At 63.0% G+C, this 19587-nt stretch carries 23 protein-coding genes and 1 pseudogene; 10 read left to right on the top strand and 14 right to left on the bottom strand.

Annotation, left to right across the window (positions count from 1 at the left end; genetic code table 11):
- Positions 1-1141: 1141 nt before the first annotated feature.
- From BM272_RS13470 to BM272_RS13450, 6 genes are all read left to right on the top strand, one after another.
- A complete protein-coding gene (locus tag BM272_RS13470; protein ID WP_143613077.1) occupies positions 1142-1885 on the top strand; it encodes a potassium channel family protein in 744 nt (247 codons plus the stop codon).
- A 32-nt stretch (positions 1886-1917) separates the two neighbouring features.
- Positions 1918-2328 carry a hypothetical protein gene (locus BM272_RS13465; protein ID WP_143613076.1) on the top strand — a complete coding sequence of 137 codons (411 nt, stop codon included), beginning with the start codon at positions 1918-1920 and terminating at the stop codon, positions 2326-2328.
- Between the two features lie 226 nt (positions 2329-2554).
- Positions 2555-3580 (top strand): IS30 family transposase, encoded by a 1026-nt coding sequence (locus BM272_RS00495; protein ID WP_093426802.1) that lies wholly within the window; start codon positions 2555-2557, stop codon positions 3578-3580.
- A gap of 63 nt (positions 3581-3643) precedes the next feature.
- Entirely contained in the window at positions 3644-4156 is a 513-nt protein-coding gene (locus BM272_RS13460; protein ID WP_143613075.1) for a hypothetical protein, read from the top strand.
- A 19-nt stretch (positions 4157-4175) separates the two neighbouring features.
- The gene (locus BM272_RS13455) at positions 4176-4808 is read left to right on the top strand and encodes a hypothetical protein (RefSeq protein ID WP_143613074.1); all 633 of its coding nucleotides are present in this window, start codon (positions 4176-4178) and stop codon (positions 4806-4808) included.
- Between the two features lie 49 nt (positions 4809-4857).
- Entirely contained in the window at positions 4858-5232 is a 375-nt protein-coding gene (locus BM272_RS13450) for a plasmid fertility inhibition factor family protein (protein WP_143613073.1), read from the top strand.
- A 143-nt stretch (positions 5233-5375) separates the two neighbouring features.
- Here BM272_RS13450 and BM272_RS00490 read toward each other — a convergent pair whose 3' ends face one another.
- From BM272_RS00490 to ssb, 14 genes and pseudogenes are all read right to left on the bottom strand, one after another.
- Positions 5376-7391, bottom strand: a complete 2016-nt coding sequence (locus BM272_RS00490; RefSeq protein WP_093426801.1) for a hypothetical protein — start codon at positions 7389-7391, stop codon at positions 5376-5378.
- 269 nt (positions 7392-7660) lie between these two features.
- Positions 7661-8488: pseudogene (locus BM272_RS00485) on the bottom strand (ribonucleoside-diphosphate reductase, adenosylcobalamin-dependent); the annotation flags it as partial.
- 223 nt (positions 8489-8711) lie between these two features.
- Entirely contained in the window at positions 8712-8903 is a 192-nt protein-coding gene (locus BM272_RS00480; protein ID WP_093426799.1) for a hypothetical protein, read from the bottom strand.
- 34 nt (positions 8904-8937) lie between these two features.
- A complete protein-coding gene (locus BM272_RS00475) occupies positions 8938-9123 on the bottom strand; it encodes a hypothetical protein (RefSeq protein WP_093426798.1) in 186 nt (61 codons plus the stop codon).
- A gap of 11 nt (positions 9124-9134) precedes the next feature.
- A complete protein-coding gene (locus tag BM272_RS00470) occupies positions 9135-9479 on the bottom strand; it encodes a hypothetical protein (protein WP_093426797.1) in 345 nt (114 codons plus the stop codon).
- Positions 9480-9722: 243 nt separating this feature from the next.
- Positions 9723-10145, bottom strand: a complete 423-nt coding sequence (locus BM272_RS00465; protein ID WP_093426796.1) for a hypothetical protein — start codon at positions 10143-10145, stop codon at positions 9723-9725.
- Between the two features lie 625 nt (positions 10146-10770).
- Entirely contained in the window at positions 10771-10941 is a 171-nt protein-coding gene (locus tag BM272_RS13720; RefSeq protein ID WP_159432966.1) for a peptidase associated/transthyretin-like domain-containing protein, read from the bottom strand.
- Between the two features lie 74 nt (positions 10942-11015).
- Positions 11016-12119, bottom strand: a complete 1104-nt coding sequence (locus BM272_RS00460; protein WP_275886925.1) for a lambda-exonuclease family protein — start codon at positions 12117-12119, stop codon at positions 11016-11018.
- Positions 12120-12136: 17 nt separating this feature from the next.
- Complete coding sequence (locus BM272_RS00455) at positions 12137-12730, bottom strand: hypothetical protein (RefSeq protein WP_093426794.1); 594 nt, start codon at positions 12728-12730, stop codon at positions 12137-12139.
- Positions 12731-12828: 98 nt separating this feature from the next.
- Entirely contained in the window at positions 12829-13803 is a 975-nt protein-coding gene (locus BM272_RS00450) for a recombinase RecT (protein WP_093426793.1), read from the bottom strand.
- A gap of 60 nt (positions 13804-13863) precedes the next feature.
- Positions 13864-14175 (bottom strand): hypothetical protein, encoded by a 312-nt coding sequence (locus BM272_RS00445; protein WP_093426792.1) that lies wholly within the window; start codon positions 14173-14175, stop codon positions 13864-13866.
- A 110-nt stretch (positions 14176-14285) separates the two neighbouring features.
- A complete protein-coding gene (locus BM272_RS00440) occupies positions 14286-14507 on the bottom strand; it encodes a hypothetical protein (RefSeq protein WP_093426791.1) in 222 nt (73 codons plus the stop codon).
- 266 nt (positions 14508-14773) lie between these two features.
- Positions 14774-14962, bottom strand: coding sequence for a hypothetical protein (locus BM272_RS00435; RefSeq protein WP_093426790.1), 189 nt, complete (start codon positions 14960-14962; stop codon positions 14774-14776).
- Positions 14963-15154: 192 nt separating this feature from the next.
- A complete protein-coding gene (gene ssb, locus BM272_RS00430) occupies positions 15155-15658 on the bottom strand; it encodes a single-stranded DNA-binding protein (protein ID WP_093427413.1) in 504 nt (167 codons plus the stop codon).
- Positions 15659-16019: 361 nt separating this feature from the next.
- Here ssb and BM272_RS00425 point away from each other — a divergent pair, with 361 nt between their 5' ends.
- The 4 genes from BM272_RS00425 to BM272_RS00410 all read left to right on the top strand — a co-directional run bounded on the left by BM272_RS00425 (position 16020) and on the right by BM272_RS00410 (position 19584).
- Complete coding sequence (locus tag BM272_RS00425; RefSeq protein ID WP_093426789.1) at positions 16020-16682, top strand: AcaB family transcriptional regulator; 663 nt, start codon at positions 16020-16022, stop codon at positions 16680-16682.
- Positions 16683-16835: 153 nt separating this feature from the next.
- Positions 16836-17117, top strand: a complete 282-nt coding sequence (locus tag BM272_RS00420) for a hypothetical protein (RefSeq protein WP_093426788.1) — start codon at positions 16836-16838, stop codon at positions 17115-17117.
- Entirely contained in the window at positions 17114-17626 is a 513-nt protein-coding gene (locus BM272_RS00415; protein ID WP_093426787.1) for a metal-dependent hydrolase, read from the top strand. The genes BM272_RS00420 and BM272_RS00415 overlap by 4 nt, the downstream gene beginning before the upstream one ends.
- The gene (locus tag BM272_RS00410; protein WP_093426786.1) at positions 17623-19584 is read left to right on the top strand and encodes a helicase-related protein; all 1962 of its coding nucleotides are present in this window, start codon (positions 17623-17625) and stop codon (positions 19582-19584) included. Before BM272_RS00415 ends, BM272_RS00410 begins: the two co-directional genes overlap by 4 nt.
- Positions 19585-19587: the final 3 nt, after the last annotated feature.

Below are 19587 nucleotides of genomic sequence, written 5' to 3'. Positions count from 1 at the left end.
CCCCGCCCATACCGAAAAACGCCCTCCCGCCGGCGCCTTCCGCCAAGATGACCCTAAGGCGTCACGTTGGCGCTCACTTGCCCTGTCCGGGTTCCGGGATACCCTGTCCCCGAACTGCGAACCGGAGAGCTTCATGCGCACCATTGAGTCCCGGATCGTCCAGGAGGCGATCCGCCGTAACCAGCAAGCACTGGACGACTTATACGACAGCCTCCCGCGGCGCTCTCGATTGACCGTCATTGATGGAGGCCGTCCGGATGCCGCCCCTCCGCCGGCCCGCTCTGGCCGGGCACATTGGGCCGTGGTTCCCCGACCGCGTTAACCCTTACCTATCCGCGGCTTTTTGCCCCAAGAAGCCGACTTCACAACCCGTCCCATACGCAAATAGGTCATCCAGCCCCGTTATCACATGCAGTCCAACAGCCATTGCGAGATCCCATTTAAACAGATACCGTCCCCTAGCATTACCCGGTGACTCTCGCCGGAGACTCAACCAAGCCCTTCATGCACCAACCAAAAAAGATCGCAGCCAAGATGCCTTCTAAAAAGAAAAAATTCACCACTCAATACACCTTCAGAAACCTCTAAATAGGCGCCTCCCCCACCAGCCCAACCAATAACTCTGGATTAAGCTATGGACAACGAAATCGGAATAAACAGAGACCGCCTCCAACAGGTACTAGACGGAATGCGCGAAACGGGGAAGCAAACAGCTCTGACCACCGAGATCATCAATGAATATATGGGAGGATTCCATTCTAACAGGAGCGTTCCAGTCCGCGACTCCTGGAATGCTCAGTTCGGAAAATACTTAAAAGCACACAGCGAAACCTTTGGAATTTCAGAACAAACGGCCAACGTACGCGTTGTGATTGGGGGAAGGACTACACACGCCTCCCTTTGGGACCTCAAGACCAGCGGGTAATAATTAATCGAGCCAAAAAATTTACAGTTCAACGCGAAAGCAACATAATCTAGACAACCATAAAGTGGCTCACCGCACCAAAACTCCCAAGCATATTCACCCAACGTTGCAATCCGACTTAGGGGGCCGGAGTTTACTGCCTAAGCCACAACCAACAGAGCCCAAAACTTCCGTCCTGCAAAGATTTTATACTATACACCAACTTGGGAGGTGACATTGGAACCCGAAAATTCCGCCACCAAAAAAGAGGATTCAGGCCACCAACTGATCTTCGATCGATCAAGCCAGTACCTCTCTCCCGCCTTTAATTTCGTAGTCGCCTTAAGCATTCGTCTGCTTTCTCCTACATGGTGGCTTGCCGAGAACGAAAAAAAGAAAGATTCCAGAGGCGCAAGAACAAAGGGAATTATCGCAAGAAACTATTTCTACTTGGCTTGCGCGATATTCTTTACCGCCTCACTAGGATACTTACTTGAAAACAATCCAGCCGAAACGTTTCCAATATGCCTCACCGTAGCATTTTATCTGTTTGCCTTTGCGGTACCATTTAGTCGGTGCAACGAAATACTATTCGCGTTTATTTTGGATGCTCTAGAGAAGACAACTTCACCAGAAGACGGTGGCGTCACCCACAAGACCAATCTCACCTACCGAAAAAGAATAAGCCTCTCCTTGCTGAGTTATATCGAGCTAATGCTAAATTACGCCCTAATTTACTTCATCCTACCTCGTGAGTGGTTTGGCGATGATTCATTCAATACGATCCTTGACGCCATTTATTTCAGCGGTGCGACCATAACCACAACAGGTTATGGAGATTTCTCACCCTCTCACTGGATTCCCCAGATGCTAACAATACATGAGGTTTTAACAGGATTTTCTCTGATAGTAGTAAGCTTCGCCATATATGCCGGTCGTGGTTCGTCTCCCTCTAACGAACACCGAAATAGCAATGATTAGGAAAGATAACTCTTAAGGCATCGAGGACGCGCATGGAATACACCATTTACCGCCTACAAGATCCCAGAGATGGCGTTCCATTTTATGTTGGCCAATCAAGGGATTTCGAACAAAGAAAAGACATGCACTTGCGGCTAGCAAGAAAGCCCTTGCCCAAGACAAAAACTTTCGATTTGAATGTTTATCTCACGCTTTTACTGTCTGAGGGATACGACCCCATATTTGAGGTCGTTGACGTAAAAGGTACCGAGGAGGACTCACTACTATCGGAGACGGAGTGGGTGAGAGTCACGGTAAAGGAAGGCTTTCCGGTTCTGAATCGGTGGAAAACCCACAGGTCAATCGTAAAAGAAGTCTTCACGAGCGACCAACTAAAACGGTATTTTTGCTCCCGATTTCCTCCCGAAAAGGTCAGTAACTATGCACCATCTGGGAATAACTGAACCCGAAACCGGCCTCTTCTCGTGATATCGTTCGAACGAGCGAGCTGATGCAGTTGAACTTTCCCGGCCTAGAGAACTGCCGAAATAAGAAGGTGACTCATCGGATTTGAAGGGGCCATCAAATACTTTATCAGAGATTGATGATGCCGGCGCTACCCTAGGCACGGGAGCTTAGACTCAATCTTCAAGTGCAACACCGGCCCCACCCAGCGTGTAGGATGTTGCGATGGAACGAAGCTACCAGCACCTCAGTGATCAGGAACGCGCCGCTATCATGATCCAGGCCGGTGAAGGCCATAGCGCCCGCTCCATTGCCCGAAGTCTCGGCCGCCATGTCTCGACGGTGAGCCGTGAGCTGGCGCGGGGTCAGAAAGAGGTCGGCTCCTATTGTGCCACCCGGGCTGCGGAGGCCTACCGGCATGGGCGTCGTCGCACTGGCCGGCCTCGCAAGCTGGTGCCGGGCACCTGGCTCCACCAGTGGGTTCAGGACCGTCTCTGCTTGTTCCATTGGTCTCCGGAGCAGATAGCCGGCAGACTGCGGCGACGGTATCCCGAGCAACCGAGTCGCCACGTGAGCCACGAGACCATCTATGCCGCCATCTATGCCCACCCTAAGGGGGAGCTGCGTAAGGCGCTGACCGAGGCCCTGCGCCAGGAGAAGCCCACCCGCGGGCGGCGGCGCCGCAGCGCCACCAAGGGCGGCTCCATCGCGCCGGAGGAGCTGAGCATCGCCTACCGGCCCGAGGACATCGACTCGCGCCTGTTGCCCGGCCACTGGGAGGGGGACCTCATCAAGGGCGCCGGCAATCGCTCGGCCGTGGGCACCATCGTCGAGCGCAAGACTCGCTATGTCGTCCTCAGCCGGATGCGCGACAGCTCGGCGGAGGCGGCCCTGGAGGGCTTCACCCGCCAGATGAAACACGTGCCGGCCCAGATGCGCCAGAGCCTGACCTATGACCGGGGCAGCGAGATGGCTCGGCATGCGGAGCTGGCGCGCCGCCTGAAGCTCGATATCTGGTTCGCGGACCCGTATGCCCCTTGGCAGCACGGCAGCAACGAGAACACCAACGGCCTGCTACGCGAGTTCCTGCCCAAGGGCACCGATATCGGCGAAGCCAGCCAGACCGAACTCAATGACATCGCACGACTCCTCAACCAGCGACCCCGCAAGGCGCTGGACTTCCAGACCCCCCAAGAGGCCTGGGAAGAGGAGCTGGCTCAGTTCTCGAAAACTGTTGCACTTGATTCTTGAGACCAGCCCTCCTTGCAGCCATACTCTTTTTATCGCTCCTGACAGTCAAAAATAAGGTCAAAAATGAACAAGGACATTCATCCTCTACAAGACGAAGCAATCAACCTTCTGAGAGAGCTATCGAAAGATGACCGCCTGCCGGTAACGCCGGCAATGTTAAAGGTCCAAAAACGATTATACCCTAGCGTTGAGTCTATCTTATCCACACTCACTCATTATGCAGATCAAGACTTGGTGAAGGAGTTCTCTGAAAGAAATTGCGAACTCATCGAGAAAACAAAAAAAGAGCTTGACGAACAAAAGACAAAAGAGGAAGAGGCAAGAAAAGCCGAGGGCGAGACGCGGAAAAACAACTCGCCAAATTTCGATGACGACTTCTTTTCTTTCGATCTCAGAACGACAAAGCCATATGAATCAATCAAATCAATTCCGCTCACCGACATCGAAACTGCCTTCTCTGAAGAGCTTAGCAAGCTTTGCAACGACGAACTGACAGTTACCATAGACTCACTTAACCCTGAGCACGAGCCATTCAATTCAAGAGTCGAAATGAAGGTAACCGTGAAAGGAAGATAGGAAATATCCGAGGTCACACATGTTATATGCTGGTTACGCGAAAGGCCTGCTTGTTGGGGTTGCTACCCTTGTATTGTTTGGCTGCGCCCCGCCCCTTAAAGTAGATATTTCGGGATCGGAATATAAACCCACTGCATCCGTTACAAAGCAACCTCCCCAAATAACTTCTCACACAATCATAAACCGGGCGCCACCTCCTGACGGAGACAACGGCGTCCTTGGCCCGACGCAAATACCGATCAACCCAGAAAGACCTCTAAGTGATACAGTCGAATCTGATCTTGAGCTCCTTTTTGCACAAACGGTAACGATAAACCAAAACGCAGACCAATCCATAATCATCACACTCCGGCGAGCCGAGGCATTCTGGAAAAAGAGCAAAGCTGAAAACCTTCCCTTTGTTGGTTTGTTTATGGCTGCCCGCGAAAGAACTTTCGTTATGAACATTGCACTCACCGCGTCGCTTATGGAGAACGGGGAAGAGGTCATAAGCTATCCAGCCGAAAGAGAGATAACTATTGAGGGCTCAGCGACGACCAGAAAAGATATCGCCAAGAATTATGAGCGACTGGTCGCGGAATATAGAGAGACCATACTTCCCCAGCTCGTCGACAATTTTATTCTCCAGATACCCAATGAGGATAGCATATAAACCTAACCAGAGTGCCTAGCATGCTCGTTGTATGGAGATGCAGAGTCCGATGAAGATAGAAGCAGAAGCAACCCGAGATTATTTAATCCCATACTTTGTTTATTCTGCCAAACTGGAGCAGTTATGGCGGAAGGATGCGTTGTACATTCGCCAATGGCAAGGCGAGCCTAAAAGCGTTTGGTTTCGGCGGAGCCGTCCAAAAAAAGAAAGGGTCGCCTTCTATGTTCCGCATTTAAACATCGAACTGGATACACACGGATATGCTATTTCTTTTACTAATGGACGCCACCGAACAAGATGGCTACTCCAGGCCGGGAAAAAGGAGGTTCCAGTTGGGCTGGAGGAAGGGGAGATTGCCTTGGCGGATGAGCTAGGGCTTCTCGCCCGAACGGTCCGGGCGGATGATGAACTGCAACTCCCATAATCCATCGCAACGGTGATTATTGCTTGACATGCCTTGGGAAACGAAAGACTCCTCCCTCCTGAATACCCCTTCCAGGGATCTCCACGAGGCAGGGGTCCCGAAGGAACTCCCACCCGGGGCGCCGGAGCGCCCCGCATGAACCATCAGCCGCAATGGCCGATGGCGCCGCAGGCGGTACAGTAGTCGCACCCATCCCGCGGAATGACGGCGTAGTGGCCGCAGTGCGAGCACTGCTTCCCGGCCACAATGCCGCCGCCCTGACCCTGTCGGACCTCGGCCTGATCGCCCTCGCCGTCCGATTCGGACACCGACTCGACCACCCCCATCGGGGCAACCGGCCGGGCGTCCTCGTCGAGCAGGCCCAGCATGACGAACCGATGCAGGATCAGCTCGGCCATGTAGGCCACCGTCGAGGGATACGACCGCTGCTTCTCCTTCCCGGGGATCCGCGCCAGGAAATCGCCCTGGTGCTCCGGGTAGTCGCGCAGCTGCCGCAGCTTCTCCCCGACCCACGCGAGGTCGATGACCCGCATGTCGAGGGAGAGGACCTTGCAGAGGCCATCCAGGGCCGCCGGGTACTCCCCGCTGACCCAGACCGAGTAGGGCCGACGCTGCCCATCGGGCATCGTCAGCTCCTTCAGGACCACGATGAAGTCATCCCCGGTCGCGGGGTTCATCACGTCCACGGTCCAGCTCATCGTCCCGTCCGGACCCGCTTTGGGCTCCTTCAGGGACATCAGGGCGTCCATCACCGGCGTGGGGTCGTCGGTGGCCATGGCATCCAGCTCCTCGCAGCGATAGCGAACGAGCCGGGCCAGCGCCGCCACCGGACTGCGTACCGGCACCCGCTCCCCTTCCGGGGGCATGGCCAGCCGCATCGGCTGCCCATTAACCCGCTCCAGGGCGTCGAGCTTGTACGCCAGCCAGGCGTTGTCCGAGGACCGCATGTCCATGGACAGCAGCTTGGCCACCGCCGAGAGCACCCGGGGCTGCTCGTTGCCGAGGGTCCACACCTCGAACGGATGATTGCGCCCGTTCTTGATGTGGCCGACCACGGCCGCGAACTTCACCCCGGCTTCCCCGTCATCGACCAGGTAGGTCTGCGACGGGTTGCCCGCCGGCGTTTCCGGCCGCGAGGGCCACCGCAGGGAAGCCAGGGCCGGCTCCGGCACCCGATCCAGCTGCACCCGGCGATCCGGGTTCGACTGGTCCAGGTCCTCCGGGCTGGTCTCCGCACTCCCACTGTCCGAGGTGGACAGCACCGATCCCGTGACGGCGTTGGGCCGGAAGGTGGTGATCCCCTTGAGGCCGGCCCGGTACGCCGAGACGTACAGGTCCTTGAAGTCCTCGTAGGGATAGTCTTCCGGCACGTTCACCGTCTTCGAGATCGACGAGTCCACCCACGGGGCCACGGCTTCCACCATGGCCTTGTGGTCCTCCGCACTGATCTCCAGGGCGGAGACGAAGGACGCCGGCAGGCGCTCGGGCTCGCCGAACATCTCCCGGTAGAGCCGGAAGGCGTAGTCCTCGACCCGGTTGTCCACCCACGACCCGCCGTCCTGGCGCACCTTGCGGTTGTAGTGCCAGGCGAAGGCCGGCTCGATGCCGTTGGAGACGTTGTCCCCGAAGGCCAGCGAGATCGTGCCCGTGGGCGCGATGGAGATGAGGTGCGAGTTGCGGATCCCGTGCTCGGCGATCCCCTCCCGGACCTCCTTCGGCAGCCGCTGGATGAACGGCGACTTCAGGTACTCCTGCGAGAACAGCGGGAACGCCCCGTACTCCCGGGCCATCTCGACGGACGCCTTGTAGGCTTCCACCGTGATGTACCGCTGGATGGAGCCGGCCAGCGCACGGCCGTCATCGGAGTCGTACCGCACCCCCAGCATGGCCAGGGCATCGCCCAGGCCCGTGATGCCGAGCCCGATCCGGCGCTTGTTCATCGCCTCCTGCCGCTGCTGCTCCAGCGGCCAGTAGGTGGTGTCCAAGACCCGGTCGAGCATCCGCACCATGGTGGGGACGACCTTCTTCAGACCGTCGTAATCCACCGACGCATCCCCTCCCTGGAAGGGTTCCCGGATGAATCGAGCGAGGTTAATCGAGCCCAGGCAGCAGCACCCGTAGTCCGGGAGCGGCTGCTCACCACCAGGCTGTTGCTTCACCGCTCATTGGCGGCTTGTGACCAGGGCCTTCCCCTGGCGGGGCCGCGTCTCCGCGACCCTCTCCCCTTTCTTCCCGGCCAGGCCGGGCGCGTCATGGGGGAGCTCAGACCATCGCATCACCCGGGGAGTCCCGGGGCCGGCTCACTTGGTCGTTCAGGCTGCCCAGCGTCCGCGAGGGACGCCTGCTTGCCCCGTGTCGCCCCCGCCGGGGCTTCCACGTCGATCAGAGCCGGTGTGTCCGCGCCCTGTTACCAGGGCGGGCCGCGTTGCAACGGATTGGTGGCCTCGATTCGCTCCACGTAGTGGAGGTTGTTCTCCTCGTTCATCCGGTCGATGAAGAGCACCCCCGGCTCGGCGCCGTTGTAGGTGTTCTCCATGATCCGATCCCAGAGCTCCTGCGGGTCGATGGTGCGGTAGACCCACAGCCCATCGTCCCGCTGGTACGCCTCGGGGAAGTCGCCCGGGAAGGGCTCGGCGTCGTGGACGAGCTCGAACCGCTCTCCCCACTCCAGGGCCTCCATGAAGGCGTCCGTGACGCCCACCGAGAGGTTGAAGTTGGTGAAGTCGCCGTTCTTCTTCGCGTCCACGAAGTCGAAGATGTCGGGGTGGTCCACTCGCAGGACACCCATCTGGGCACCCCGCCGGGCTCCCGCCGACTCCACGGTCTCGCACGACCGGTCGAAGACCCGCATGTAGGACAGCGGGCCGCTGGCGCGGGACTGGGTGCGCCGCACCCGGGCCCCGGCCGGCCGGATCTTCGAGAAGTCGTAGCCGACCCCACCGCCACGACGCATGGTCTCGGCGGCCTCGGCCACGGCCTGGTAGATGGACGCCTTGCTATCCACCATGTCGGTGACCGAATCCCCCACCGGCTGCACGAAGCAGTTGATGAGGGTGGTCTCCAGCTGAGACCCGGCCGCGCTCATCACGCGACCGGCAAGGATCCCGCCGCTCTCCAGTGCGTACTGGAAGTGGGCGGCCTCCTCCGGGGTCCGAGCCAGACCCTGGACGACCCGGCTGAAGACCTGGCTACGAGTCTCACCTTCCTTCGCGTACTTCGCCGCGAAGATTTCGTTGGAAACATCCTGCATGTGCATGGTGTACCTCCTGCGCTGGAAAACGTCCCGACCGGGACCTCCCGCAGCACCCCGCCCGGGGATGCTCTGGGAGGCCCCGGCCAGGGCGTGGTTGGTATCCACCAGGGGCACACCACCCCCACCGGGGCGTGATGCGCCCCCGGTGGGGTTTCGATGAACCGGTTGTTACCGGCTAGGTGGCCTGAGTGTCGTCCTCAGCGGACAACAGCTCCGGGCCTTCCTCTTAGTTGTCCTGGAACGGGTGCACGAACAGATCCGAGTGCAGGCGGCTCACCGCCATGTACTCGGCCTCGTCGGTACTCCGCTTCAGGTGTGAGGCGATGTTCTCAAGCATCTGCGCCTTCGCCTCAGCGAAGCTCTGGCACTGATAGACTCGATCCATCGCCTTTTTTGCTTCTTCGCGCTCTGTCTGCATAACGCCTCCGAAGTGCCGGCTCTAGGCCGGCTATCTATTCGAGATCCTCGTCAAGGATCTCGTGAGGCTGGGTACCGCCATGATCGCCGTCATCTCCCGGGAACAGGTCCCGGTGCATGCGGCTCACGGCCATGTAATCCGCCTTCTCCTCGGTCACGTTCATCTCAGAGGCTATCGCCTTGAGCATCCGCGACCGTTTCTCTGCCCATACAGCATCCATCGCGACACCTCCTACAGGCTTTTCGCCGCCCGGATGATCTCCGGATGGCGAAGGTTGATTTCCCCGGTCACTTCCAGCACCTGATCGTAGGACAAGGTGCGGACACGTCCGAGATCGAAACGGGTGGGACGGTCGAGGCCGGCCTTGCGAAGCTCGCCGGGCTGGTCCAGGACAAACTCACCCTTGAGGCAACCGCCACGGGTTACCTCCTTGGAGCTGGCGTAGGCCACCCGCACGTAGCGCGACCGGCCAACCCGCTCCTCCGGCCCAACCTCGATGACGAGGCCGTACCGGTTCTTGCTTCCCCCTTCATCGAAGGGGAAGCGGCAGTAAATGACGCTGCCCAGTGCCAGCATGGTGCACCTCCTTCGTGAAGGGGATGCACCAGCCCCCACCCGGGGATTGGTCATCCCCGTGGTGGGTGGATTATGTGCGCCTCAGCCCGAAGGCTGGCTCTACTCGCAGGCGCGGCAGAGTCTCATCGTTGCCCGGTTGCCCGACCGAGGTCGGGCCGCCTTCCTGCTGCGCCCGTCGTCGTGGGCAGACGCAGTAGGGAGGCCGCCGCGGCGAACCGCGGCAACCGCCCTCCCCTCCCCGGCCTACAGCAAGGAGACCACCAGGGAGAGGATCCCGGTCACCAGCCCCATGAGACCCAGCACGACGCCCAGCAGCGCGAGCTGCATGGACAGACGGACGTGGCCCTTGGGGTGGCGCAGGTAATGCCCCAGCATCTCCGTCCAGGTCGCCGGACGAACCTCGACCGGCTCCCCCTCCTGGAGGGCGAGCTGATTCAGGGTTTCGTAGCCGATCCGGATGTCCTGCCTGCCGACGCGACCACCCATGGCATAGCCGAGGGCGCCACGGCCGTTGGCCGGATTGCGGAGTTTCAGGGGCTGGCGTCGATGGTACTGGCCGGCAGCGCCGGTGCTTCTCCCATCGATCAACGCCGTATTGAGCCTGACCGGCTCTTCCCCGATGAGGGGATCATCGGGGGCTAATCGCCATACCGTGAAGGTAGGCATAGGGCACCTCCTGTGCGTACGCAGGGGCGCCCCCCACCAAGGGAGAGAGCCCCTTGGTGGGTTTAGTCGTGGTGTCTTCTACTTACGCCGCTGCCGCTTCTGGCGATGGGCGTACCATGCGCCCCAGGCACCGAGCGCCAGCAAAGCTAAACCGTGAATTATCGGCAACCATTCCATCGGCATTATTGGTGCCGCTGCCGCTTCCTCTGGCTTCGCACCACCAGCGCCATGATGACGGCGATAGCAACGAAAAGCCCGTTGTGAAGCAGGTAGTATCCCATGAGGCTCACGGTAGAACTACTGACGCCGCTGCCGCTTCTGGCGATGGGCGTACCATCCGCCCCAGATGGCTACTACCACCAAGATTACGGTTTGAATTATCGGCAACCATTCCATCGGCATTATTGGTGCCGCTGCTTCTTCTGGCGATGGGCGTACCACCCGCCCCAGATGGCGACCGCTAGAAAAATGACACCTTGCAGGATCTCAAACCATTCCATCGGCTTATCCCTGCTTATCGCCCTTCTTTCGTTCCTGGTGGCGGACATACAGAGCCACCCCAATACCGAAAGCGACGAAGAGACCGCTGTGGATCATGTAATCAATGATGCTCATGGTATCCATACTAGCTCTCCTTCTCCATGCAGCCAACCAGCCAGATGATACCCCCAGAGATCAGGGCAAACATGCAGCCAGCCAACCTCGCTCCCTCGATGAAGTAACCAATAAAGCTGGCTACTATGGTCAGTTTACCCATGTCACGGAGTCCTTCCAGCAAGAAAGTACCGTTCAACATGCTTTTCCTCCTAGACGCACCTCCCCTGCCCGGGAGGTGCTGTTCAACCTCCCCGGGGCAGCGGGGGTTCACCGTCAGAAGAACCACTCGAAGTCGAACGACTCCTCGGGCTCTTCATTGGCGTCCTGACCGGACACCTGGGGGGCGGCGGGGCCGGCGGCTGCCGAACTCGTCTTGTCGCCCTGAACGGTCACCGTGACCTGGGGAGATCCAGGCCGGCGGTGGCGCTCCTGGAGCTCTTCTTCCACCCCGTCGGGGTGGAGCTCCTCGACGACCCCCTTCCAGTCCACGGACCCTCGGCGGTATCCGCGGCGGACACGCAGACCATCGGCTTCCGCCGCGGCCCACGAGCCCATGAGCTCTTCCAGCGCCTGCTCATCGTCCTTCATGGACGACTTGAGGGCCTTGAGCTCCTGCTCCAGCTCCTTCACCCGTTGGCGGCGAACCTTGTAGCGGTTGGACACCTCGGCCCACCGAAACAGGTCCTCCCCCTCGGGGTGCCAGACATCCAGATCCGGATCCTTGTCCGGCTCCGTGCAGTCCTGGATGTTCTTCCACAGGTCGCGGGCCGCCGGGAGCAACTCGTTCTGGATGAACGAGTCATCCCGATCGAACACGAACAGCCGGTACTGCATCGCGTCCCGGTAGAAGCACAGGACACCCTGCAGTCCACCGGTGACGAAGAGCTGGTGCTGGAGCTGAGCCCAGTACATCTTCACCGTCTCGGACCGCTCGCGGTTCAAGACGACATCGTCCCAGACGTTCTGGGACGGGCACTTGAGCTCGAAGGGAATGTCCCCGACCAGGCCGTCCAGGCTGGCCCGCATGAAGGGCTCCTCGACGGACTCCCCGCAGACCGGGAGTAGGTCGTGCTCCCCCGGCTCCAGGAGGAGCCCATCGCTGAACATCGAGCTGTCGGGGTTCTTCAGCTCCCACTCCACCGTCTCCCGGGCCTGGGGCTCCAGCTTGATGCCGCGCTGGATATTCGGGTTCCCGGAGAGATCGGGTTCGGGGAGCAGCCCGATGGCCGCGGCCCACAACCCCCAGGGGGTGTTGTAGTCCCACGGGGACCGCTGCTTCGACCGCCCGGTGAGCACCGGGGCCATCGAGGCCGACACCCCTTGCCTCCGCCAGACGTGCCAATCCGGTGTCCGTTGCTGGACGTTGGCGACACGCATGGCTTGGGTTGCGGCCGTCATTGCGGCATCCCCGCCAGACGCAGCCGATGGTTCGCGTTCACGGGCAGGCCCATGGCCCGACCCTTCACGAGAACCTGGCCGTCCTGGGTGGCCAGCTCCACGCCCATGCGACGGACGCGGGACTGCACCGCATAGGGGATGGGCTGCCACGGATCGAGATCCGCGGAGACCTTCCGCCGGCCCTGCTGGACGGCGATCTGGACGATGTCCGAGCCCACGATCTGGGTAAGCGTGACCTCCACACCGTTCTTGCCGTCCAGTCGGACCTGCCGCGGCCGTTCATCCAGAGCACCGCCGATTTTCGCCTCGACGCGCTCCCGGACCTCCACCGGATCGGTGGTCGGCTTCCCCTCCAGGAGGAGGTTGAAGGGCCGAGCCCCGATCATGGTCACGCGGACGAAGGTCTCGCGGACCCCGTCGTCCCCGTGCCACTCCAGGTGGAAGTCCTCGGTGACGTACTCGCCGGTGACTTCCCGGGCCTCGGCCTCGGTGGCCGCCCCGAAGAGGGCGACCGTGAGGACCAGGGCCGAGAGCAGAAGGTACTCGTAGCACCGCCCGGCGGCGGTGGTGACGTAGGAAAGAACAGACATGGTGTGCCTCCTTACGAAAACTGGGGGCACACCACCCCCACCGGGGGCGATATGCCCCCAGTGGGGTTGATGAATGCCGGCCGAAGCCGGCGGTGACGTTACTCCGAGTCTGCGGTGGACTCGGCGGGCTTGGCCTGGGCCAGCTGCTGCTTGGCATAGACCAGGTCGTGGCCCTGGAACCGATCGCCGACGTACTCCTCGGCGGCGGCCCACTGGCCCGTTTTCTGCGCCCGTTCGATCACCCGAGCCGTTTTGGCCCGGGCGAAGTCGCTGGCCTGCTCGGGATAGGCCGTCTCTTCGGGCGGTTGCTCGAAGGTCTGGCCGCTACCCGCGTCCGGCCTGGACGAGGCACCGGTGGCGCTCCCGGCCGAAGCCGCAAACCCCTCACCGTTGCCCTCGTTCAGGAGCCGGATGGCCTCGGCCAGCCGCTCGTGGCTGGCGCTCTGCCACCACTTGCTGGCCCGCTTGGTGATGGCCTTCTTCACCATCTCCCCGAAGAACTCCACCCAGGGGCCCTTGCCCTTCTGGGCGGACTGGGAGGTGGCCTTCACCGCCTCAATGTCCGCCATGGACATCGTCTCGGTGAGCCACGTCCCATCAGGGAGCTTGGCCGAGCAGTAGGCCCCGACCATCGCCCCTCGCTGATCCGAGAAGGGGTTGCACTGGTGGTCGGGGACCTGGAACGGCCCGTTGTAGGCGAAATGGTCCTTCTCGTAGACCAGCTCCGCCTTGGCGGCCGTGATGGCCCCCTCATCCATCGCGAGCTTGATGAGCCCTCGATAGGAGATGTCCAGGAGGACCTGTCCATCCCGGGGGACCAGGAACGCCAACCCCTGGGCGGGATTCAACGTCAGCCCCACGGCCGCCACGTTGATGACGGCCATTTGGGCCGAAGCCGGGTTCTGGTTGGCCACCTTGGCCAGGAACCCGTTTTGGCTGAACGCCTGGTAGGCGAACATTACTTCGGCCTCGACATCGAGACCCGAAGATTTGGCCAGCTCCTGGAACCGCTCGCGGGCGGCCTCGATGGCACCCTCGTAGGGCGCCAGCTGCTGTTGTTGCTGTTGAGCCATGATTCCTCCTTGGGCGCACCTCCCCCGCCAGGGGGCAATGCGCCCCCGTTGGGGTTGTGGTTACGCCTCCAGCGGAGGCACGGCTTCCAGGATCGGGGTGCGATCCATCTCCCGGGCTACCGAGGTAGCCCGGGATTCGGTGAACGCCACCAGATCCTCGTCCGACTCGGGCATGGGGAGGAGTTTCCCATGGGAAACCCCTTCCCGGCCGTTGAGGCGACTGGGGAAGCGAATGTAGACACGAACCTCGCAGAGGTCCGTGCCCGCCATGAACAGCCCCACCACCTCGCGGCGGTGGCCGTCGTACTGAATGGTCATATCGACCACGGTGTTGCCGTAGTCGTCGGTTTCGACCGAGATGTTCTCAGCCATGGTGTACCTCCGGGTTTTCCAGGGGCACACCAGTCCCCACCCGGGGCACGATGTACCCCAAGGTGGGTAAATACCGTCCAGGATGGACGGCGGGCAGGAGGAAGGCCGGATCAGTCGATCCAGCCCTCCTCCAGCGGATAGTGCTCGCGGAAGAAGGCCAGGGAGCGTCTCAGCTCCTCCAACTCCTCCTCGAAGCGGGTCAGGTCCGGGGGACCCTCATCGCCGCCCGCGGACGGCGAATACTTCCAGCTCTCGCGCATGCGCCCGATCTGCTGCTTTTTCCGGTCAATCTCCCCGGCAAGCAGGGAAATCGCGGGATGCTTTCGATCCATGGTGAACCTCCACGGGTTGCGGGGGTGCACCACGGCCCCGGCGGGGTGCGGTACACCCCGGGCGGGTTTATGGTGTGCGCTACGGCCTGGGGCCGGCCTTCCTCGCAAGCGCAGGAAGGTCTCATCGTTGCCCAGCGGTGGCGCCCGGACGGGCGAACCCCTGTCTGCTGATGACCGTCCGCCACCAGGAGACAGGAGTCCGTGACGGACTCCTTGCCTCCCCCTGTCGCACACCGGTGCGACAGGAGGTGTCGTGCGGGCACGAGCTAGCAGCTCATGCCCTCGTCTCCGCGGAAACCTTTGACGAAGGCGCAGGTCTCCTCGTTGTCGAGGATGACCTGGTGGGCGCCCATCTGCTCCGGCTCCGGGAAGGCGCTGGCGACGGCTACACCGGTCGCCGCGATGATAAGGGTCGAGATAATCCCCGCGAGTGCGGGAGCGAAGCTGCTCTTCATGGTGTACCTCCAGATGGAAAAACGCCCCGCACCGGGGCCTCCCGCAACGCCCGGCCGGGACGCTGTGGGAGGCCCCGGAGAGGGCATTGGGGGATCCATCGAGGCACACCACGCCCCATCGGGGCGGAGTACGCCCCGATGGGGTGGATTGGAACGCCCCTCGGTCAGAGAGGCGCTGTACGACGGTTCGAGTTAGAACGGAATATCGTCGTCCATGTCGTCGAAGGTGCTACCACCCGCTGCAGCGGCAGCCGGCTGCCCCTGGGGGGCGCCGCCCCCCTGCTGCTGGCCCTGGCCGCTCTGGAAGCCACCCTGCCGCTGGCCGCCGCCAAAGCCGCCCTGCTCACCACCGCTATTGCGGCCGTCGAGCATCTGCATCTCGTTGGCGATGACCTCAGTGCTGTAGCGGTCGGAGCCGTCCTGGGCCTGCCACTTGCGGGTCTGCAGCTTGCCCTCGATGTAGACCTTGGAGCCCTTCTTCAGGTACTCCCCGGCGATCTCACCAAGCCGCCCGAACATGGCCACTCGGTGCCACTCGGTACGCTCCTGGTTCTCGCCGGTCTGCTTGTCCCGCCACTGCTCGGAAGTCGCCAGCCGCAGGTTGGCGACGGCAGAGCCGTTCTGGGTGTAGCGGATCTCCGGGTCAGCGCCCAGATTGCCGACGAGGATGACCTTGTTCACGCCACGTGCTGCCATGATTGCCTCCAGATACACCTCTCCTGCTGAGGTGTCGATACAAGGGGAAAACCCAGCACGGGCAGGAACGAATCGCACCCTGGACACAGGGCACCCCCAGCGGGGAATGGCGATTCCCGCGCTGGGGATTGATGAGGTAGGTGTGCGCATGACCCCCACCAGGGAGGCGACGAGCCGAGAATGCGCTGCTCGTTCCTTGTATTGCCTACGAGGCTAGCGACCCTTATCGGATATTGCAAGATGGCCGGCCTCGCCCCCTCGAAATGCCGCTAACTACCCATTTTTAGCGCCCGTTAGCTGCAAATCGGGTCACTGAAGATCCGTAGAATCGAGCACGACTCTTCAGCAAGGAGACCCGATCATGGCCAAGCAGCAGCACTCGAACAGTGTCCCGGCGCTGCATCGGACGGTGACCCTCTACTCCCGGGGCGCCCAGGACATCTTCACCCGGTACTACCCGACCACCGCCTACAACCTCATCTTCATCGGGATCGTCGCCCGCCTGCGCGGCGAGCACGAGATCGCTTCCACGGTGGAGGAGGAGTTCGCCGGCTGGCTCAAGGACGCCGGCGAGAAGCTCAAGGGCGAGAAGGAGCGGCTGATCACCGCCCTGGAGGACGCCGGCATCGACACTGCGGCCGTCTCCTACTCGGCCCCGCGGGAGTTCGAGGTGCGGATCACGTCACCCCAGGCCGGGCAGTTCTTCGGGCTCATCCAGGAGCTCGACGAGGTCCTCCAGATCATCGACGCGCTCTGGCTTCACGGCGAGGTGGGCAACGATGCCCGCGTCCAGCTCATGCAGCACTGGCGCCGGAGCATCCGCAAGGTGGCCGAGCGGTTCCGCCACACGGCGAACGCCTCCCGCAAGCGCATGAACAGCGAAGAGTCCCGGACAGCGACCCAGGAGGCCGAGGCCCAGTCCGGGTTCGCCGAGTCCGAGGCGGACACCAGCGACGACGAGGCGGAGGAGTCCGAGACCGACGATAGCGATCAGGAGTCGGCCCCGGCCGCCGCCCAGGCATAACCCTCCCGCGAGACACTTTCTGGTGTTCTCCCCTGCGCCCTTTTGGCCCGGTCTCCCTCGCGCCGGGCCTCTTTTTGTCCGGCCATCCCGGCCGGGTTGCGCCAGCTCAGAAATCCGTACCCTGAGAGCCAGGCCCATTACGCGGAGACCGAGATGCGATTCCGTCAGCTCCACGCCATCGAGCAGAAACAGCGGGCCCTGGACGAGGGCCTCGATAGTTACGCCATCCTCCACGATGACGACCAAGTGGACCCGCTCGGGCCCCGCTGGTCGGTGGAGGAAGTCAGCGTCTCCCGGGACGCCCTGCGCGCCCTGCTCCGGGAGTTCCCGGACCCGGCCAACCTGCCCAGTACCCAGCGCCTGGCCCATCAGACGCTGGCCATTGAGGCCGGGCTAAGGGAGTGCCAGGTTGAGCCGGAGGGACCGCCGGCATGATGGCCTTCTCCCACATGCTCATGGGCATCGCCTCGTGGGGCACCGTGGCCACCGCCACCGGCCAGCCCATGGATCCGGCCACCATGGGGGCGGCCTTTCTCGGCAGCCTCGCCCCGGACATCGACCACCCCCGCTCCTGGCTCGGCCGGCGGCTGCCGTTCATCAGCTGGCCCCTGGCCGGGCTCGTCGGCCACCGGGGGATCACCCACTCCCTGCTGGCCGTGGCGGCGGCGGTGAGCGCCATCGTCTGGTGGCCCCAGCTCGGCGCCGGGCTCGTCATGGCCTTCGCCGTGGGCTACCTCGCCCACCTGCTCGGCGATGCGGTGACCGAGTCGGGGATCCCGTTGTTCTGGCCGCTAGGTAACCGGGTCCGGCTGCCGCCGGCGGTATCCGTCGGCGGGCTCGGGGAGGTCGTGCTGCTGCTGGGGTTCTTGGCGGTGACCGCACCCATCTCCGGCTTCTGGGGTTTCGGGGAGGTCGCCACCTTCCTGCAGGAGGGCTCTCTATGAAGACCGAACAGCGGATCACCCACATGGGCGTGCCCCATGCCGACCTGGCCGCCCTACTGCTGCCGCGCAAGTATCTCGATCTCACCGCCCAGCCGGCGTCGGCGTGGGAGGAAGGCAACACCAACGCGGTGCTCTCGGTGACCGTGGCCGGCCCGGCCACCATCCACGACGGGCCGCCGAAACGGATCACCGCCCCCGGCCTCGATGCCGAGGGCACCCCCGTCACCCTGGTCGCCTTCGGCAACGTCCGCCCCCTCCAGGAGGCGTGGCGCGAATCCGGGGCCACCTACGTCGCCCAGGGCACGCTGAAGGTCTGGCGCGAGCAGTACCAGCTCGGCAACGCCACCCTGGCGCCGGCGGACTGGGTGAACTGCATCATGCCGGTCTACCCCTCCAAGAAGGGCGTGCTCGGCGGCGAGCGGGTTCGGGACCTCATCAGCGAGCGCCTCGCGGCGCTGGCCACCAACGCCGGCGAGTGGCTACGGTCGTGGTTCCGGGAGGCCGGAGAGGACTGGGACGAGGCCGCCCTGGTCACCCTGGCGGCCGAGGGCCACAGCGAGCTGGGGTCCAACATCGACGCCCTGTTCTTCCGCGCCCACCAGCCGCGGTCGGTGGCCGAGGGCGAAGCCGCCTGCCGGGCGCTGGACCGGGTGGCCGCCCGCCTGCGCATCGCGCAGATGCGGGCCCTGCTGCCGCCGGCGTCGGAGGCCGCCCGCCTGCAGGTCTCCGGCGGGTGCTGGCGCACCCTGTTGTCCGGTACGAACATGGAGCCCACCGAGAGCCAGCGCGCCGCCCTGCGGGCCATCCATGAGGACCTCTGCGCGCCCCACCCCATGCGCCGGCTCCTCGCCGGCGACGTGGGCTCGGGCAAGACCCTCGTCTACGGCATGGCCGCCGCCGGCGTGGCCATGGCCGGCGGCCGGTCGGCGGTCCTGCTCCCCGGCGAGGTCCTGGTGCGCCAGGTGGCCGAGGAGTTCCGGTCCTGGTGGCCGGAGTTGTCGGTGGCCACCGTCACCGCGGACGGCGTGGAGGGCGACATCGAGGCGCCCATCGTGCTCGGGACCAGCGCCCTGCTCCACCGGGCGTGGGAGACGCCCTTCACCCTGTTCGTGGTGGACGAGCAGCAGCGATTCAGCCGCGCGCAGCGCGAGCAGCTCATCGGCGACGAAACGAACCTCCTGGAGGTCTCCGCCACGCCCCTGCCCCGCTCGGCGGCCCTGCTCGCCCTGGGCGGGATGGAGGTCTCCCACCTCAAGCCGTGGACGGAGAAGCACATCGCCACGACCGTCGTGCCCCGGGACGACGCCGAGGCCCGCCGAAGCCTGTTCGAGAGCATCCTCGCGGACGCGCAGGCCGGCCGGCAGACGGCCATCATCTACCCCCGCCGGGAGGAGGATGCCGATAGCGGCGGGCGGTCCTCCGCGGTGGAGATGGCCGAGGCATGGCAGAAGCGTCTGCCCGGCCAGGTGGAGCTCGTCCACGGCAAGACCCCGGCCGACGAGAAGGCCGCCGCCCTGGCGTCCATGCGGGACGGCAAGAGCCAGGTCCTGGTAGCCACCACGGTCATCGAGGTCGGCGTGGACCTCCCCGCCCTGCAGCACATCGTGGTGGTGGAGGCCGAGCGCCTGGGCCTGGCCCAGCTACATCAGCTCCGCGGCCGGGCCGCCCGCCGCGGCGGCGAGGGCCGCATGAGCCTCATCACGTCCAAGACGGACAACGAGGATGTCATGGCCCGACTCAACGTCCTGGTCGAGCACCAGGACGGCGCCCGTGTGGCCTGGGAGGACACCCGGCTGCGGGGCTTCGGCGCGCTGGCCGGGGAGGCCCAGTCCGGGGCCATCGAGTCGCCATTCCCGGGGCGCTCCGTGGAACCCGAGGGTGCGGAGGCGGCGGCAGAGTGGTTGTTCATGCCAGAACTCACCTCTTATCGAACGCCAGCCCTCTCGTCGGAAAGCTGATAC

The organism is Thiohalospira halophila DSM 15071, assembly GCF_900112605.1.
Classification (GTDB): Bacteria; Pseudomonadota; Gammaproteobacteria; order Thiohalospirales; family Thiohalospiraceae; genus Thiohalospira; species Thiohalospira halophila.
This window is presented reverse-complemented; position numbering and strand designations above follow the sequence as displayed.

Excerpts from the sequence above, each read along its gene's own strand:
- BM272_RS00415 (WP_093426787.1), top strand. The coding sequence starts at position 17,114 with ATGATGGCCTTCTCCCACATGCTCATGGGCATCGCCTCGTGGGGCACC.
- BM272_RS13460 (WP_143613075.1), top strand. The coding sequence starts at position 3,644 with ATGAACAAGGACATTCATCCTCTACAAGACGAAGCAATCAACCTTCTG.
- ssb (WP_093427413.1), bottom strand. The coding sequence starts at position 15,658 with ATGGCAGCACGTGGCGTGAACAAGGTCATCCTCGTCGGCAATCTGGGC.
- BM272_RS13450 (WP_143613073.1), top strand. The coding sequence starts at position 4,858 with ATGAAGATAGAAGCAGAAGCAACCCGAGATTATTTAATCCCATACTTT.
- BM272_RS00450 (WP_093426793.1), bottom strand. The coding sequence starts at position 13,803 with ATGGCTCAACAGCAACAACAGCAGCTGGCGCCCTACGAGGGTGCCATC.
- BM272_RS00480 (WP_093426799.1), bottom strand. The coding sequence starts at position 8,903 with ATGCAGACAGAGCGCGAAGAAGCAAAAAAGGCGATGGATCGAGTCTAT.
- BM272_RS13455 (WP_143613074.1), top strand. The coding sequence starts at position 4,176 with ATGTTATATGCTGGTTACGCGAAAGGCCTGCTTGTTGGGGTTGCTACC.
- BM272_RS00435 (WP_093426790.1), bottom strand. The coding sequence starts at position 14,962 with ATGAAGAGCAGCTTCGCTCCCGCACTCGCGGGGATTATCTCGACCCTT.
- BM272_RS00455 (WP_093426794.1), bottom strand. The coding sequence starts at position 12,730 with ATGTCTGTTCTTTCCTACGTCACCACCGCCGCCGGGCGGTGCTACGAG.
- BM272_RS00470 (WP_093426797.1), bottom strand. The coding sequence starts at position 9,479 with ATGCTGGCACTGGGCAGCGTCATTTACTGCCGCTTCCCCTTCGATGAA.
- BM272_RS00440 (WP_093426791.1), bottom strand. The coding sequence starts at position 14,507 with ATGGATCGAAAGCATCCCGCGATTTCCCTGCTTGCCGGGGAGATTGAC.
- BM272_RS00425 (WP_093426789.1), top strand. The coding sequence starts at position 16,020 with ATGGCCAAGCAGCAGCACTCGAACAGTGTCCCGGCGCTGCATCGGACG.
- BM272_RS00465 (WP_093426796.1), bottom strand. The coding sequence starts at position 10,145 with ATGCCTACCTTCACGGTATGGCGATTAGCCCCCGATGATCCCCTCATC.
- BM272_RS00445 (WP_093426792.1), bottom strand. The coding sequence starts at position 14,175 with ATGGCTGAGAACATCTCGGTCGAAACCGACGACTACGGCAACACCGTG.
- BM272_RS00460 (WP_275886925.1), bottom strand. The coding sequence starts at position 12,119 with ATGCGTGTCGCCAACGTCCAGCAACGGACACCGGATTGGCACGTCTGG.
- BM272_RS13465 (WP_143613076.1), top strand. The coding sequence starts at position 1,918 with ATGGAATACACCATTTACCGCCTACAAGATCCCAGAGATGGCGTTCCA.
- BM272_RS00475 (WP_093426798.1), bottom strand. The coding sequence starts at position 9,123 with ATGGATGCTGTATGGGCAGAGAAACGGTCGCGGATGCTCAAGGCGATA.
- BM272_RS00410 (WP_093426786.1), top strand. The coding sequence starts at position 17,623 with ATGAAGACCGAACAGCGGATCACCCACATGGGCGTGCCCCATGCCGAC.
- BM272_RS00495 (WP_093426802.1), top strand. The coding sequence starts at position 2,555 with ATGGAACGAAGCTACCAGCACCTCAGTGATCAGGAACGCGCCGCTATC.
- BM272_RS13720 (WP_159432966.1), bottom strand. The coding sequence starts at position 10,941 with ATGTTGAACGGTACTTTCTTGCTGGAAGGACTCCGTGACATGGGTAAA.
- BM272_RS00420 (WP_093426788.1), top strand. The coding sequence starts at position 16,836 with ATGCGATTCCGTCAGCTCCACGCCATCGAGCAGAAACAGCGGGCCCTG.